This is a genomic window from Phocaeicola sp., from assembly GCF_057861905.1.
On record NZ_DBMACV010000010.1, the window covers coordinates 51,515 to 67,764 of the forward strand.

The window sequence follows — 16,250 nt, forward strand, 5'->3', positions numbered from 1 at the left end:
AATTTGTTTTGATAAAAAACGTTAATATATAAAACCAAAACGTTTGAAGAAATGTTTTATTGATGCAGACGCTTAAGGTACTTGGATGTATGTGAATATGTACAAGTATTGTCTGTTCCCTTATAGGGGACGGGGCGTTTATGCATAGTAGTTTTGTCGTGTTTTATTTTGTGTTTGTGTTGTGACTGTTTCTCGACGTGAGTCGAGAAACAGTTTTTTTATTTCTGGATTTTATTATACCTTTGCGGCCGATTTCCTAAGTCGGGCTGGTATTTGTTGGAAGATTCAGACAGATTTCTGAAATCGGGGAATGGGACTTCCCTGTTATAAACCGCTAATAGAATAGCTGATAGTTCCTGCCGGAGTTAGTCTTTTGTAAGGCTGGCAGGGTAATTATGTCCTCATCTGCTTGTCCGAAAAGAGTTCCGGCTTTCATTTTTTGAGAAAATATATTTATGGTATAAGAAAAATTTGAAAAAGACAAGAGATGAAAATTTTAAAGAAACAAAACTTTGTGACGAGACAGGAACAATTTCCATTATTTCCTTATTTAATTAAATGGCTTTTTCTTTCAGCTGTGTCTGGAGCCTGCATAGGTTCGGCTTCTGCACTTTTGCTGGTTTCTCTGGAGTGGGCTACTCAGTATCGTGAACATCATTTATGGATTATCGCTTTGCTTCCCGTAGCTGGCTTGTTGATCGGACTGATGTATCATTATCTGGCGGGAACAGCAGCACGGGGGAATAACTTTCTGATAGAGGAAATCCGTTCTCCCCACGATATTATTCCTTTCCGTATGGCACCTCTCGTATATATCGGAACGGTGTTGACTCATCTTTTTGGTGGTTCAGCCGGACGTGAAGGAACCGGTGTACAGATGGGAGGAGCGATAGCCGATCGTTTTTCCAAGCTGTTCCGTCTGCCTAAGCGTGACCATCAGGTGATGGTAGCAATCGGTATCAGTGCAGGTTTTGCTTCTGTATTCGGAACTCCTTTGGCGGGAGCTGTGTTTGGTCTGGAGGTGATTGTCGTTGGTCGAATGCGGTATGAAGCGATTCTTCCGGTTTTCCTTTCGGCTGCTTTTGCTCAGTTGGCCTGTCATGCGTGGGGAGTGGAGCATACACTTTATCCGGCACCTGTAGTACCGGCACTGGGAGTTGCCAGTATTTTATGGGTTGCTCTTTCGGGTATATTATTCGGAATTGTTGCGATGATTTTCTCTCGTTCTATCGGCTTTTGGGGCGGACTGGCTAAAAAGTATATTTCCTATCCGCCTTTGCGCCCGGTTGCAGGAGGAGTAATCATAGCTTTGGCTGTTTGGGCATTGGGCACTACTAAATACATTGGCTTGGGTGTCCCGACTATCGTTGCTTCTTTTTCGGAGCAACAGATGTGGTACGACTTTTTGCTGAAACTGCTTTTTACGACTTTTACCATTGGAGTCGGTTTTAAAGGTGGAGAGGTAACTCCTCTGTTTTTTGTCGGAGCTACCTTAGGTAGTGCGTTATCATTCATCATTCCGTTGCCAATGAGCTTACTGGCAGGCTTGGGATTCGTAGCCGTTTTTGCCGGAGCAACCAATACCCCTATAGCTTGTACATTTATGGGCATTGAGCTTTTTGGTATAGAACCGGGCATTTATTTGGGGATAGCCTGCGTAGTAGCTTATTTATTTTCTGGACATACAGGTATTTATACATCACAAGTAGTAGGAACTCCCAAGCACCTGATCTATTTACGCGACAAGGGAAGGACATTGAGATAACTCTTGATTTATCGCAAGATTTTGAGGCCTGAAATGAGAAAAATATTCATTTGAAAGCACAATCAAGCGCGGGTTTCCGTAATTTTGTATTCGATTTCAGAAACAGACACAGATATGGCACAATTGAGAGAGATGACAGCGGGGCCTTCATTGCCGCTGATTTTCAACTTTACCTTACCCTTATTGTTGGGAAACTTGTTGCAGCAGACTTATTCATTGGTCGATGCTGCCATTGTTGGAAAGTCCCTTGGAATTAATGCTTTAGCGTCCGTAGGAGCAAGCACTTCGGTTGTCTTTCTCATTTTAGGCTTCTGCAACGGATGTTGTGGCGGATTTGCCATTCCGGTAGCGCAGAAATTCGGGGCACACGATTATGTGACGATGCGGCGTTACGTTTCCGTCAGCTTGAAGATTGCCGGAGTCATGTCGGTAGTCATAGCCATATTGACCAGTTTATTGTGTGCTTTTATTCTTCGCACCATGCAGACTCCGGAGAACATCTTTCAGGGAGCCTACAATTATCTGCTGGTCACTTTTATCGGAGTGCCGTGTACCTTTTTTTATAACCTGCTCTCCAGTATCATCCGTGCATTGGGAGATAGTAAGACACCTTTCTGGTTCTTGCTTTTCTCTACCATATTGAATATTATCCTCGACTTGTTCTGCATATTGGTTATGGGGTGGGGGGTAACAGGTGCTGCCGTGGCTACTGTCTTTTCTCAAGGAGTATCGGCTGTACTATGCTATTTCTACATGTATCGTAAGTTTGATATTCTGAAAACAGAGGCCTCCGATCGTCGTTTCCGTCCGGAACTTGCCCGACAATTAATGTATATCGGAGTTCCGATGGGACTTCAATTTTCCATAACGGCTATCGGTAGTATCATGCTTCAGAGTGCAAATAATGCACTGGGTACAGCATGTGTCGCAGCTTTCACCGCAGCGATGCGTATCAAGATGTTCGTGATGTGTGCCCTCGATAGCTTGGGAATGGCGATGGCAACCTATAGCGGTCAGAACTATGGTGCCGGGAAACCAGACCGTATCTGGCAAGGCATCAAGTCGGCTTCGCTGATGATGATCATTTATGTGGCTGTAGTTGCTGCTATCATGTGGGCCTTTGCCGACAAGTTTGCCCTGTTGTTTATTGCGCCCGACGAAACAGAAATTATCTCAGATACAGCCTTGTTCTTGCATATCAATGTATCGTTCTTCCCTTTATTGGGAATGCTTAGTATTTTGCGTTACACCATTCAGGGAGCGGGATATACCAAACTTGCCATGTTCTCCGGAGTTTCGGAAATGATTGCCCGTATATTAGTCAGTCTGATCATTGTTCCGATGTGGGGATTCGTCGGCGTTTGTATGGGTGATCCTACTGCATGGCTTTTCGCTAACTTGTTCCTGATTCCGGCATTTATTTATGTATACCGTCGTTTGCGTCTTATTGTAGCAAAAGAGGCTTAATTCTTAACCCGCATTCGTTTCCATATTCCGGCAGGAATGAGCTTCCAGAAAAAGACCATCACCTTGTATCTCCAGTCGATAATGGCAATGCGCTGCTTGCGATGGATGGCACGTATGATGTGTCGTGCTACATTTTCCGGTTTCATCAGCATGGGATAATGTTTTCCGTCGTTGAGTAGTCCGGTAGCAACGAAGCCGGGACGTATATCTGTGAAGCAGATGGGGGAGCGGTGCATGTGGGCAAGCTGTTCCAGTGCGTCGATATATAGGTTCTGAAAGCGTTTGGTTGCCGAATAAGCAGGAGCGATGCCCAGTCCTTTCGTGCCCGCAATGGAACTGATAACCGCTATGTGTCCCTTGCCTTGTTGAAGGAAAAAGCGGAAAGCATGTCCTACCATGCGGGTAAATCCTGTTCCGTTCGTTTCCAAGGTGTTCAGCTCAATGTCGGGAGCTAATTCAAAATTCTGGAAGCCGATACCGGAACAGTGTACATACAAATCCATTCCTCCTACTTCGTCTATCAGTGCATCCAACTCTTTTTCGGCTCCCTCTTTACGAATATCAATGGGGCGGATCTGAATTCTTTCAGGGGCTTGCCGCTGAAAGGCCTGTAACTTTTCCAGACGCCGGCCTGCAATCCCGAGGTACCAGCCTTCGGCTATTAATAATTTAGCCACTTCGTAGCCTATTCCAGAAGTAGCTCCCATGATAATTGCACGTTTTGTTGTTGATGGATTCATATGACAGTTGAGGTTTTGGAGTTATTTGTTACTACGTATTTCGTACATGAAGGTTTCAGATACAGGTACATGTTCGGCTTCACGGCTATAGAAAAACCGGTCGGCAAAAGGCATTTGTTCATTCAGCGGGCGGATTGCCTGCGTGAGGTGTGCGCAGAATGTCTTGTAGGAATGATTGTTCATGCGTTCACCTGCGTCATCGCGGAACAGAGTTGCATAGTGGTTCAGCGGACGGGCATGCACCAACTGGTTAATCTGTAAGGCCAGATCCCGTGCCTCGCGAGGAGAAATACGGTCGAACAGACTGGACAGATTGAATATAATCAGTTCCGACAGTACACTATGTGTCGACCAGAAAGTGGAAGGTACGGCACCGATTCTCGGATAGAAGCTACACGTAACCGAACGGTATGCTTCCTGTTCAAAGAAAAGTTGGGCTACCTTATCCATTTCCTCTATGGGATAAATGCCTAAGTAAGTCAGGTCCAAATGAGGAAGGCGACGGCAGGCATCGACGAAAGCCAGTCCCGAAGCTCCGCTTTCATAACTCAGATCGCAGAGAACGACACGCCCCGAAACATTCCGGATAGCGTTGAACAGCCAGTTGCCATTGGTTTCATACAATGCCCGAGCTGCACAATAGGCCCGCCGCATATAATAATAGTTGTATAGTTGCAGACGTTCGCTTGCTGGAATTTCAGTATCCGGAGAGGAAAAGTCGTACCTCCCGTAAGCGGTCAGTTCCCGATTGCGAGCTTCATCGTTCAGAACTTCATCATCGACTGTCACGATCTCCTGAAACGCATTGCGGAAAGATTCCGGAAGCAGATAATTATCCGACTGCACATCCCAGCCGCTGATACATTCAGGCAATTCGAAATCTCCCCGGCAAAAGGCAGCTGTACCCACATCGATGTATCCGTTGTTCATACGAATATATTCCATCAGTTTGTAAAACGTGATGTTCGCTCCCAGTATCTGCGGGTTGCCGGTCAGGAACAATTGCTTTCTGGCACGGGTGATTGCCACGTTCAGTTTACGGTCTATTAAGTATTCTCCTTCCCGGAAAGTATTGCTTGTCAGGAAATTCAACTGACTGAAATTCTGGATGGTAAACGAGTAAATAATCACATCGCGCTGACTTCCCTGATAGCGTTCTACGGTGTCGATTGAAATATTATTTAACTCGGGAATGTTGGTTTGAGCGATTTCTCTGCGTATCATGGCTATCTGATTGCGATAAGGAACGATAACGCCTACCGTTTTGTTGGCATCAAATGTTTCCGATGTCATCCGGTAGATACGAGTCAGGAGGGTTGCGACGATACGTGCCTCGTTGATATTCGTCTTTTCCGAATAATTAATGTTGTCCGGCGTTTCCGAAGGAATAAACACCATGCGCCGGGTTTGTATCAGTCTGTCCAGGTTGTCCTGAGGGACAGATGCCGACGGATAGGGCAGGCTTTCTTCCTGATGAGGCAGAGGAATAGGTTCCAGTTGCTCACGATAATAAAACGTATTGTTCGGAAACTCCGATATGGCAGGATGCATGCGACCTTGCTTGTGCAGGACGCTGCGGAAGGCTTCATCACTTTGCTTGTACAACCGCTCGAAAAGAGAGTTACGGCAGTCGGTCAGACCGATGGACTGTAACAACGGATCGTCTATTCGGGCTTCTTCTTCATTTTGCTGAGCAATGGCAGGCAACTGCTTGTAGTCGCCGATCAATATAAATTTGTCGATGGCATTGTCACGGTTGTGGCGTGCCGACAAGATGCCAATCAAGTCGGGTTCCAGTATCTGCGACGCCTCATCGATGATAGCCAGTGTGAAGTGTTTCAGGTTGAACAAATGCAACCGGCTGTTTATGGCAGTGGTCGTACCCACAAAGATGCGTGTCTGCGAGATTTTCTTCTGAATATCCGTCAGCTTCGGGCAGTCGGCAAGGCTGTACTTTAAGAGATAAGGAACAAAACGCTTGTCGCACGACAACTCATTTCCGATACGGATAAAAGGAGTCTTTTCTGCGATTCCCGAACCGACCAGCATGTTGCAGATTTCGTCTACCGCACGATTGGTATACGACAACAGCAGGAGAGAGGCATCCGGATCGGTTAATGCTTCCTCTACCATGTAGCGTAGAGCACACGAAGTCTTTCCTGTTCCCGGAGGACCTACCAGCAAAAAGTAGTCATCAGTCTGCTTCTCTTTCAGAATCAGTTCGTTGAAGCCATCGTACGAGCCATTCAGACTACGCTCCGGATGCTGTTGAGGCGTACGCAGTCCCAGCAGCAACTCCTTGCGGTCGGCACGGGCAGACAGGAAAGCATAGAGTCCACGTATCGCATTCACCGACGAAGCATCCGAGGAATCATGTTCTATGGCAAAGACTTCATCCTCCTTACCTATAATATCTTTATTCTGCTGACCGTTGCGTAAAAGCACAGTCAGTTGCCGAGGCTGAATGTCTACAATATTTCCTTTCATCAGAATCTGCCGGCGTACATCCGGCTCTCCCCGATAGGCATAGAAGATAATGATATCGCCCGTCCGGAAATTAGGCAGGAAATCCTCTCCCTGTTCGGGAATGTTCAAGTCGATGATGTCGTAACCTTTTCCCGGAGCGCTTTGGCGTTTTTCGGTAATGGTCAGCCCGAGCAGGATATTTCCCGACTCTATCTTTTCGGCAAGAGGTGTATGCCAGAGTCCGGCAAAACCGTTGGACGGATCGTTTCTTCCGCCTGTCTTACTTAAAATCTGCTCCTTCGAAACGAACGTAAAGAAACGCTGAAAATAAGCCCGCTCCAATGGGGTGCAACGTTTCAGCGTATTGATGGTTTCCTGCAACTGCGGCTCCTGATAGTCGTTCCACAATTTGCTGTGTACTTGCAGTTCGTTCAGCAAGTCGGTATTCAGCTCTTCCGTAACGGGAGCGATGGCTCCTTCGCCGAAAGCAATCTCATGTGCTACAATCTGGTTGCGCAGACGGATACTTTCACGGAACAAGGTTTCGGCAAAGTGCTCGATCATCAGACCGTCGGTATATTTGGAATAAAGCAAGAACGTCTGCAAATCCTCCGTCTTACGTCCGAAGTTATACATCAGTACCCCCTGATAAAGCATCATCTGGATGAAATGATCCTCCTTGTGACGGCGGTTGTATTCATCCCTCTTTCCAGATTTCTGTTCCACAAGCACCTTGAAATCCTTTTGAAGCATATCCACACGTCCCTGCAAACCAAGTTGTTCGCAGATGAAAGAAGCCTCGAGCAAGGTATTGTGCTTGTCGAAAGCCTGAATGTTATGCGGTAAGATATCGTGCACAAACGACCGGATATTCATCATCTGCGCCTGCGCCTGTTCGTGAAAGTTGGCAGGGATGGGGCAGGTACAGAACTCCAGTGCCGATGAAGCGAAGAACTTCTTGATCGTATCTTTATAAGTTACAGGTTTGTCGTCCCGCTCGTTGATGTAATCATCGAGGAACTGGCTTGCCAGGTTACCCATCAGGATCGGAGCCGTATTAGCCTTAGGCTTTACCTTATTCATGAAGAAGTTCAGCGGATGATGCCCGTATTCGCGGAAGCAGGCAGCCAGCGAACTGATGTCTATCAGATAATCAGGATGAATCACTATCAGGTTCGGGATGTAATGATTCTCCTCGTCTACACGTACGTCCAGCAGATTCAACTGAAGATTTTCTGTCAGCAATTCTTTCAGGTACAGCAAGTCGCCGTTATAGCCACCTTTGGCATAGTCGATGATGATGAAAGGATCTTCGTCACTATCGGTTGCGGCAAATATTTTTGTATCGTCCCAACTGCTGACTGCGGCGCGGACATACGGAATGCGTGAATGCCGTGTACCGTGGTAGGGGCGGTTGGAATGAGGAATTTCCGGTATCAGCGAAGCCGGAATGTCTTCATCGAAAGCCAGCGATACAAAGCGGACAATCGCCCGCAGGTCGTATAAATACTCTTCCATCACCGGATGAAAGTCGTCGCGCATGGCTGCATTGCAATTGCGGCGCATGGTCTGTATGGCATACTTGTCGGAAGGAGTCATCCGTTTTTCCTTGCAAATATAGTCCAGACGCGAAAACAAGTTGGCAAACGAAAACGTAACTCCTGTCGTCAGTTCGTAACAGGCTTGTTCCAAAACCTTGTAAAGCAGAATATATTTGGCACGGATATTTTCAAGAGCTGCGGCGGGTTGCCGGTGTATTTGTTCAATACGGTAATATAAATCGAAAGACTGTAACTCTATATGGTTGGTCGAATTTACGGGCATGTCGGGATTAAAAACTTATCAAAAACTTAGATAACGATTCAAATATACAACTATTTTCTGAAACCGTATCATCTTTTTACGGTCGTTTCGCTTTCAGAGAAGAGGGTTTTTGCTGGGATGGGAATAGTAAATTCTGTGCCGTATTTAGACATCGAGGACTTGATGTTTGATACGAAAGGAGGGAGTTAGGATAGTAAATTCCGTGCCGTATTTAGCTTGCAGCGGGTTCTATTTGAGCGAGATTCGCGTCAGAATACAAGCAAGTCGCAGGTTTTGATTGATGTTGTATATTTTCTTTGTTATCTTTGTCGGTATGAAAAACGAGATTGTCTTATGAAACATGTTGTGGAGTGTATGCGAGCCTTGTGCCCGATATCTGATGAAACGGTAGAGAAGTTGGAAAGTCTTGTCGTAAAATGTAACTATCCCAAAAGGTATCAGCTGATAAAAGAAAATATGTTTTGCAAGTATGCCTATTTCATTGAAAAGGGGATGACACGTTCGTTCTGGCTGGTGGACGGGGAAGAGATTACGACCTCCTTTTCCTGCGAAGGTGGAATTGTCTTCAGCATGGATGAATTGTATTATAATAAGAAGAGCGAAGAGTTTGTCGAAACACTGGAAGACGTAGAAGTTTACAGAATACAGCTGACCGATTTGAGGCATTTGTTTGAAACCAATCTGGAGTTCTGCAACTGGGGAAGAATCATTCATCAGAATGAATACCGGCGGTTGCACCGGAGTCATAAGGAGCGGCTGACACTTCCCGCCAAAGAACGGTATGAAGAGTTTCAGAAACAGTTTCCCTACGTTTGCCAGCGGACGAACTTGGGATATATTGCTTCTTATTTGGGAATTACCTTGTCGACGCTGAGCCGGTTGCGGTCGAATGAGAACGATAGAGGGCTGTAGCAGCCGATTTTGATGTAGGACAACTTTTTATTGGCTGATAGGTGTTAACTTTGTTTGGTGATTAACCGAAACGAATTTTTGTCTAATTAAAAATAGTAATCATGCAACAATTGAAAGCATCTGCAGCCTTTTCTGATACAAAGCCTCATTATGACCTGCTTGACGGCTTACGTGGAGTAGCTGCTATCTTGGTCTTATGGTATCATGTTTTTGAAGGATATGCTTTTGCGGCAAATGCCCCAATCATCGAAACTCCTAATCATGCATATTTGGCCGTGGACTTCTTTTTTATCTTGTCCGGATTTGTCATCGCTTATGCGTATGACGACCGCTGGGGAAAATCAATGTCTTCCGGCAACTTCTTTAAGCGCCGTTTAATCCGTCTGCATCCCATGGTCGTAATGGGAGCTGTATTGGGAGTAATAACCTTCTTGTTACAGGGCAGCGTGCAGTGGGACGGAACACATGTTGCCACATCAGCAGTGATGATTGCCCTATTGTGTGCCATGTTCTTTATCCCTGCCGTGCCGGGTTGCAGTTACGAAATACGCGGAAATGGCGAAATGTTTCCGCTGAATGGTCCTGCGTGGTCGCTTTTCTTCGAGTATATAGGCAATATCTTGTACGCATTGTTTATTCATCGTTTCAGCAACAAAGCATTGGCTGTGTGGACGGCTGTCATGGGAATAGGCTTAGCCTTCTTTACACTGACCGATTATTCGGGCTACGGTTCGCTCGGAGTAGGATGGACACTCGACTCTGTCAATTTCATCGGAGGCTTGCTGCGCATGCTTTTCCCGTTCAGTCTTGGTATGCTGGTGTGCCGTTATTTTAAACCCGTGAAGGTTCGTGGCGCATTCTGGATTTGTTCACTGGTATTGATAGGCTTGTTTTACGTACCGTTTATTCCGGGCTTGGAACCCATCTGTTACAACGGCGTGTTTGAAATGGTGTGCATTATGATTGTTTTCCCGGTTTTGGTATGGCTAGGCGCTTCCGGTTCTACCACCGATACGGTTTCCTCTTCCGTATGTAAATTCTTGGGCGATATATCTTTCCCCGTTTATATCATTCACTATCCTTTCTATTACCTGTTTTACGCGTGGCTGATAAAGAATCAGTATTTCACTTTCGGAGAAACATGGGGAGTTGCAACCTTGTTGATGGCCGGTAATATCGTTTTAGCCTACCTGTGTCTGAAGTTATACGATGAACCGGTGCGTAAATACCTTGCAAAACGTTTCATGCATAAAAGACAGCAGGCAGGCCGTCAGCGTTGACTTTATTTGTTGATTTAGAGGACTATCTGATTCGTTTCATCCGCAGTCGGAGGCTGTTGGTTACTACCGAAACCGAGCTGAAGGCCATGGCTGCACCGGCAATCATCGGGTTCAGCAAGAATCCCGTGAAGGGATAAAGTATGCCGGCTGCGATGGGAATACCTATCAAATTATAGATAAACGCCCAGAATAAGTTCTCGCGAATGGTACGTACGGTGAGCACCGAAAGCCGGATAGCTTCACTTATTTTAGTCAGGTCGGACGATATAATAGTCATCTTTGCCACATCCATGGCGATGTCGCTTCCTTGTCCCATGGCGATACTCAGGTCTGCTTGGGCAAGGGCGGCGCTGTCGTTGATGCCGTCGCCAACCATGGCTACATGCTTTCCTTCAGCTTGAAGCTGTTTGATATACTCCGATTTTTGCTGAGGCAATACTTCCGCGCGGAATTCGGAGATACCAGCCTCCGCAGCAATCCGACGGGCAGTCTGCTCATTGTCACCCGTCAGCATGACAACCGAAATACCTCTTTGCTGTAACTCGGCGATGGCCTTTTTCGATGTTTCCTTTATCCGGTCGGCAATGGCGCAAGTTGCCAGTGCCTGCTGTTCGTCGGCAAACCAGATGACGGTCTTGGCTTCCTGTGCGAAAGCTTCAGCCTTTTCTGAAAGGACAGGAGAGATAGTAATACCCCTTTCGGCAAGCATCCGGCGGTTTCCTGCATAATACGTTTTGCCGTTCCAGCTTGCTTTCACACCTTTCCCCGTAATACTTTCGAAACCGCTTAGCAGACAATCCCCTCCGTTATCAGCATTTGCCTGAGATAATGCCTGCACTACGGCTGTAGCCAGCGGATGTTCGGAATGCTTTTCCAGTCCCAGAAAGATACGCTGTATATCAGCATTCTCAGTTTCCCAGACAATGTCTGTCACCACAGGTTTCCCTTCCGTTATGGTTCCCGTCTTGTCGAGTACAATCGTGTCTATCTTTTTGGCCATTTCCAGACTTTCGGCATCCTTGATCAGTATACCGTTTTCGGCCCCTTTGCCGATACCCACCATAATAGCCGTAGGGGTAGCTAGTCCCAAAGCGCACGGACAGGCAATAATCAGTACGGTAACGGCTGCCAGCAGTCCGTGCGTAAAGCCGTTCTCCGCCAGCACGATCCATGCAATGAAAGTAAGCACGGCAATTGTCATGATAGCAGGGACGAATACAGCTGCAATTTTGTCGACCAGTTGCTGTACGGGCGCTTTGCTTCCCTGAGCTTCCTGTACCAGATGAATAATGTGAGAAAGCATCGTATCAGCTCCCACCTTTTCAGCCCGAAACCGGAAACTTCCTTTCTGGTTGATGGTTCCTGCATATACTTTTGCTCCTGCCGACTTACAGACAGGAATTGGCTCGCCGCTCAGCATACTTTCGTCGATGAAAGAACTGCCTTCCGTTACGGTTCCGTCTACAGCGATACGTTCTCCCGGTTTCACGACAATCATGTTGCCTGGAACAATCTGTTCAATACTTACTTCCCGTTCGCCGGTTCCGTCATCGATGATAACTGTACGGGGCTGTAGTCCCATCAGTTTCCTGATAGCAGCCGATGTATTGCCTTTTGCACGTTCTTCCAGTGTGCGTCCCAGCAGGATAAAGGCGATAATCACGCTGGCCGCTTCAAAATACACATGCGGAGTCACTCCCCTTGATAGCCAGAAATCGGGAAAAAACAAGTTGAACAAGCTGAACAGATAGGCGATTCCGGTACTGTTTGCCACCAGTGTGTCCATATTGGCAGAACGGTGCTTCAGCAGCTTCCAGGCATTGACATAGAATCCGCTTCCCAGCCAGAACACCACAGGAGTAGATAATATCCACATGATGTAATTGGCATATGGCATATCCATGAAAAACATTCCGATAATAGCGACAGGAAGCGATAGGATAATAGCCCATATCGTCCGGAACTTCAATTGCCTGTAATGGGCGGCATGTGTGTCTTCAGCCTCTTTTTCAGCTTCTTTAGCCGTATCAATCAGCAAGTCGAATCCTGCGTTTTGTACAGCCTGCTTCATCATTTCGGGCGAGCAGAGCGACGGATCATATTCTACGGTAGCGATAGCTGTTGCCAGATTGACATTGGCCGAGCACACCCCTTCCTGCCGGCTCAATGTTTTGTTAACACGTGCAGCGCAGGCGGCACAACTCATGCCCAGTACGGGGAAAGTCTGTTTTTTTATTTGTTGGTCTGTCATTGTTCTTTTCTTTTTGATTCTGGCGCAAAGATACACCGGCAGACCATTGTGTATGTTATAAAATTATGGATATGATTTATACGATTTCATCCAGTCCTTTGCGTAATTGGATCTTTTGTTTTTTGAATTCGCTAGGAGTAGTGCCGGTCACTTCTTTAAACTGCCGGCTAAGATGAGCCGTACTCGAATAATTTAGCAGGAAAGCGATTTCGTTCAGTGAGAGTTCATCATACACAAGTAGTTCCTTTACGCGCTCTATTTTTTGTGAAATGAAGTATTTTTCTATTGTAATGCCATTGGTTCCCGAAAACAGTTTGCTTAAGGAGCTGTAATCGTGATGAAGCCTGTCGGCAAGATAGTCCGACAGAGTTGTTTTAAGTTCACCGTTTTGGCTATGTACCAGCCGGATAATTTCCTGCTTGATTTGCTCTATCAGCCTGTTGCGTTTGTCGTCTATCAGTTCAAATCCCACAGACTGTAACGTTTGCCGGATATGTTCCAGTTCGGCTTTTCCGACAGTTTCCTGTATGATAGCCTTTCCCAGCTCAACATGCAAGGGTGTAAAGCCCAGTTTGGCAAGCAAGTCTTCTACCACCATAATACAGCGGTAGCACACCATGTTTTTAATATAGAGCGTTGTATTGTTCATGCGTCTTAAAATAATTTCTGCAAAATAAAGCTTTTCAATATGAATATATGCCGGTTTGCTGAATTTTCTTTTGTTAAAAGAGCCACAACTATTCTTTTTTTGTTTCTATCTTATATTTTTGTAAAGTTAATAAAAATCAGCATAGAGAAATGAGAAAAATGCTTTGTCCGCAGTGTAAGATTGCTGCCATGTATGTAAAGAATGAAGCAGGCGACCGCCGTCTGGTATACGTTGTTGAGGGAGGAGAGGTTATACCTAAAAATCCGGAAGAGTCGCTCGACGGATTCGATGTGAGCGAAGTATTCTGTCTGGGCTGTTCATGGCACGGGAATCCGAAGAAACTGGTCCGCTATTGAAAAGGGTTTGAGAATAAATTGGTGAGGCTGCTATAGAATACCAGCAGGAAGTGTTCCATAGCAGCCTATGATTCTAGTTGACTTTCATGATAGCCGAGTTGATGCTTCGGTCTACATCGTTCTTGTCGCGCGAAGTCTTCCGTCCGAAATCGAAAGTATAGGCAAGTTTCACGTAACCTGTACGCTGGTAGATGCGGCTGGTTCTTTCTTGCGTGAACTGATATATACCGATAGGAGAATATTCCGTATAGCGGGAATGTTTGGTAAATGGACTATCTGTACCTGCTTCTGCCAGCCAGTTCTTTTTGTTAAACCGAAGCGAGAAACCATACTTCCACGGTGATTTCTTGAGTGCTAACAATTCGCTGTCAAGCCCTCTTTCTGGAGTTTTCATGTAAGCATTCAACGTAAACGAATGGAAATAATAATTCACATCAAGCGTAGCCATAAAGTTATCTTCCGAGATAGGAATCTTTGCAATGTCCAGCTTCTCATATTTGAGCTTCAGGTTTGTACGGAAATTCTTTGACAATTTACAAGATGATATAACTTCAGCTTTCCATTTCTTATAGTCAGTATCTGAACGGTAGCTGTTTACAAGTTTGTTATTTTCAATATAATAATCCCCACAAATATTATTTTTCAGAATCGTATAGTTGAAGTTGAACTGGAGATTAAAGGGTTTCACTTGTGCATCATAAGTGAAGAAAAGCTCTTGTATGATCGGGTTATTCAGATTAGGATTTCCTCGTTTTATTTGTAGAAAATCTATATTTTGATCCATTGTATTAATATAGCTGATATCCGGCTGATAGTTTCCCATGGCGAAACCGCCTACTAACTGGTGCTTGGCATTAATCAGGTAACGAATCCATGAGTTAGTGCGGAATGTCCAATATTTTTGCAAGTCCTGTCCGTGCAACTTATAATTTAGCAGTGATGCACCGGGTGACAATGTAATGGTCAGTTTGTCAAAAAGATATTGTGTATAATTTAAATAAAATAGAGTTTCGCCTTTCCACAGGTGTTGCCAGGATTCATTATCTCCGGTATAGGCGGAAGAAGTAATCTGATGGTCGTGCAGAAAACTTGCGCCAAACGAATTATGTTTTAAGTTGATGCCATATACACCCATTGCTCTGAATGAGTATAAGTCTTCATCTGCTTTAGTAAACAGACGCTGTTCGTCCTCCAAGTAATTCCGCTGATAGGTGTTGTGGTCATAGTTTCCTCTCAGCATGACGTGTATACGTTGGTTCTTTGTGGGATAGAATACTCCGTCCAAACAAAGGGACGGTTTCAGATTCTCTTCACTTACCCGTTCCGATGAACTTACATTTTTATTTTCATAGCCGGTATAATTTAACTGTTCGCTTTGGTCATTATGCGGAGTATCATTATGGGTCAACGACACTAGTGCATACAGATTACGCTTATCCGTCTTGTTATTCACTTTGAATTGGGCATACTGCTGATTGTTGTGGTATAAGCCGCCTTCATTCATATGATTTCGATTGACTTGATAGTCTGGAAAAAACAGCAGCTCATTCTTTTGATTTTGTACTCCGTCATGCTCTGCCATATTGTATCCACCGAAAAAAGTATAGTTAGTATTGCCGTGTGCTATTTTTGCTCCGATGTTATAATCACCTTTGGTATAGCCTATATTCTGTTCTGCATCTAAAGTCACGTAACCGCCCACCTTATACTCTTTTGTAATGTAATTAATAGACGCAATATCACCTGTGTAGATGCCACTCGGGATATCATAGTATTCTACCTTCTCTATGTCTTTGGGGCGCAGGTTCTGTACTTCACGTAAGTCTGCCTGTACACCGTTGATATAAAGTGTTACAGCTCCCCGTGAAGTAGAAACATTCTTGCTGCGAGGATCTACATCCACTCCGGGTATCATCAGGTTATACAAAACATCATATCCCGAATAGGCGTGCTTCAATTGTTGCTTGTCTGGAATAATTAACGTATGGTCTTTCTTTCGGATGAATGTAGTACCTTTTACTACGACTTCTCCGAGTACAACGTTTTCTGTTTCCAGTGTGACAAGAGGAACTTCTAAATTTTTATCAGACATTTTTATCTGGATGAACGCTGGCTTATAGCCGATTGAGCTGAAAGCTACTAAATAGTTGCCTTTCTCTATATTGCTGAAGACATATTTCCCCAATGTATCTGTGGTAACTCCTGAAACAAAAGTTGAATCAGTTTCTAGCAGGCGGACTGTTACATAGGGCAATGGCTTTCCGTTGTTTTCTACTGTCCCGTATAATTTATTCTGCGCTTGCATAGAATTGCCCAATAATGCCAATGACATTATTAATAATCCGGTTTTATTCATAAGAAATGTGTTATGTTGAATAATCGTTTGAAGTTAATAGTGTATCATTTAATTTCGAACGATGAAACAAATTGTTTTAAGATAAAAAATACGTGAGTTCGGGATAAGAAAGTATCTTTAAAAGTTGGTAATCACCGAATTATTTTGTATATTTAAGTCTGACAAACAATTAATTACAAATTAA

At 45.0% G+C, this 16,250-nt stretch carries 10 protein-coding genes and 1 riboswitch; of the genes, 5 read left to right on the forward strand and 5 right to left on the reverse strand.

Going from position 1 to position 16,250, the window contains the following annotated elements:
* Positions 1–297 precede the first annotated feature (297 nt).
* Positions 298–366: riboswitch (Fluoride riboswitch) on the forward strand.
* Between the two features lie 121 nt (positions 367–487).
* Both ACZM60_RS03425 and ACZM60_RS03430 read left to right on the forward strand, forming a co-directional pair.
* Positions 488–1,765, forward strand: a complete 1,278-nt coding sequence (locus ACZM60_RS03425) for a voltage-gated chloride channel family protein (protein ID WP_489520826.1) — start codon at positions 488–490, stop codon at positions 1,763–1,765.
* Positions 1,766–1,879: 114 nt separating this feature from the next.
* Complete coding sequence (locus ACZM60_RS03430; protein ID WP_489520827.1) at positions 1,880–3,232, forward strand: MATE family efflux transporter; 1,353 nt, start codon at positions 1,880–1,882, stop codon at positions 3,230–3,232.
* On the opposite strand, the gene ACZM60_RS03435 is transcribed toward ACZM60_RS03430, so the two are convergent.
* Together ACZM60_RS03435 and ACZM60_RS03440 are read right to left on the reverse strand one after the other, a co-directional pair.
* On the reverse strand, positions 3,229–3,972 hold the full coding sequence (locus tag ACZM60_RS03435; RefSeq protein ID WP_489520828.1) for an SDR family NAD(P)-dependent oxidoreductase: 744 nt from the start codon (positions 3,970–3,972) through the stop codon (positions 3,229–3,231). The two genes, ACZM60_RS03430 and ACZM60_RS03435, sit on opposite strands and share 4 nt — an antisense overlap.
* 21 nt (positions 3,973–3,993) lie before the next feature.
* A complete protein-coding gene (locus tag ACZM60_RS03440; RefSeq protein ID WP_489520829.1) occupies positions 3,994–8,262 on the reverse strand; it encodes a DEAD/DEAH box helicase in 4,269 nt (1,422 codons plus the stop codon).
* Positions 8,263–8,595: 333 nt separating this feature from the next.
* On the opposite strand from ACZM60_RS03440, the gene ACZM60_RS03445 reads away from it, so the two are divergent.
* Both ACZM60_RS03445 and ACZM60_RS03450 read left to right on the forward strand, forming a co-directional pair.
* Positions 8,596–9,174, forward strand: coding sequence for a Crp/Fnr family transcriptional regulator (locus ACZM60_RS03445; protein WP_337420215.1), 579 nt, complete (start codon positions 8,596–8,598; stop codon positions 9,172–9,174).
* A gap of 101 nt (positions 9,175–9,275) precedes the next feature.
* The gene (locus ACZM60_RS03450; RefSeq protein WP_489520830.1) at positions 9,276–10,454 is read left to right on the forward strand and encodes an acyltransferase family protein; all 1,179 of its coding nucleotides are present in this window, start codon (positions 9,276–9,278) and stop codon (positions 10,452–10,454) included.
* Between the two features lie 22 nt (positions 10,455–10,476).
* Here ACZM60_RS03450 and ACZM60_RS03455 read toward each other — a convergent pair whose 3' ends face one another.
* A complete protein-coding gene (locus tag ACZM60_RS03455) occupies positions 10,477–12,705 on the reverse strand; it encodes a heavy metal translocating P-type ATPase (protein ID WP_489520831.1) in 2,229 nt (742 codons plus the stop codon).
* Positions 12,706–12,781: 76 nt separating this feature from the next.
* Positions 12,782–13,354 (reverse strand): helix-turn-helix domain-containing protein, encoded by a 573-nt coding sequence (locus tag ACZM60_RS03460; RefSeq protein ID WP_489520832.1) that lies wholly within the window; start codon positions 13,352–13,354, stop codon positions 12,782–12,784.
* 149 nt (positions 13,355–13,503) lie between these two features.
* Between ACZM60_RS03460 and ACZM60_RS03465 the strand changes: the two genes are divergently transcribed.
* Positions 13,504–13,710, forward strand: a complete 207-nt coding sequence (locus tag ACZM60_RS03465) for a hypothetical protein (protein WP_007566093.1) — start codon at positions 13,504–13,506, stop codon at positions 13,708–13,710.
* A gap of 73 nt (positions 13,711–13,783) precedes the next feature.
* Here the strand turns inward: ACZM60_RS03465 and ACZM60_RS03470 are convergent, their stop codons facing one another.
* Positions 13,784–16,066, reverse strand: a complete 2,283-nt coding sequence (locus tag ACZM60_RS03470) for a TonB-dependent receptor (protein WP_489520833.1) — start codon at positions 16,064–16,066, stop codon at positions 13,784–13,786.
* Between the last annotated feature and the right edge of the window lie 184 nt (positions 16,067–16,250).

Bases quoted from the DNA above. Each gene is read 5' to 3' on its own strand.
- ACZM60_RS03425 (WP_489520826.1), top strand. From the start codon at position 488: ATGAAAATTTTAAAGAAACAAAACTTTGTGACGAGACAGGAACAATTT.
- ACZM60_RS03430 (WP_489520827.1), top strand. From the start codon at position 1,880: ATGGCACAATTGAGAGAGATGACAGCGGGGCCTTCATTGCCGCTGATT.
- ACZM60_RS03435 (WP_489520828.1), bottom strand. From the start codon at position 3,972: ATGAATCCATCAACAACAAAACGTGCAATTATCATGGGAGCTACTTCT.
- ACZM60_RS03440 (WP_489520829.1), bottom strand. From the start codon at position 8,262: ATGCCCGTAAATTCGACCAACCATATAGAGTTACAGTCTTTCGATTTA.
- ACZM60_RS03445 (WP_337420215.1), top strand. From the start codon at position 8,596: ATGAAACATGTTGTGGAGTGTATGCGAGCCTTGTGCCCGATATCTGAT.
- ACZM60_RS03450 (WP_489520830.1), top strand. From the start codon at position 9,276: ATGCAACAATTGAAAGCATCTGCAGCCTTTTCTGATACAAAGCCTCAT.
- ACZM60_RS03455 (WP_489520831.1), bottom strand. From the start codon at position 12,705: ATGACAGACCAACAAATAAAAAAACAGACTTTCCCCGTACTGGGCATG.
- ACZM60_RS03460 (WP_489520832.1), bottom strand. From the start codon at position 13,354: ATGAACAATACAACGCTCTATATTAAAAACATGGTGTGCTACCGCTGT.
- ACZM60_RS03465 (WP_007566093.1), top strand. From the start codon at position 13,504: ATGAGAAAAATGCTTTGTCCGCAGTGTAAGATTGCTGCCATGTATGTA.
- ACZM60_RS03470 (WP_489520833.1), bottom strand. From the start codon at position 16,066: ATGAATAAAACCGGATTATTAATAATGTCATTGGCATTATTGGGCAAT.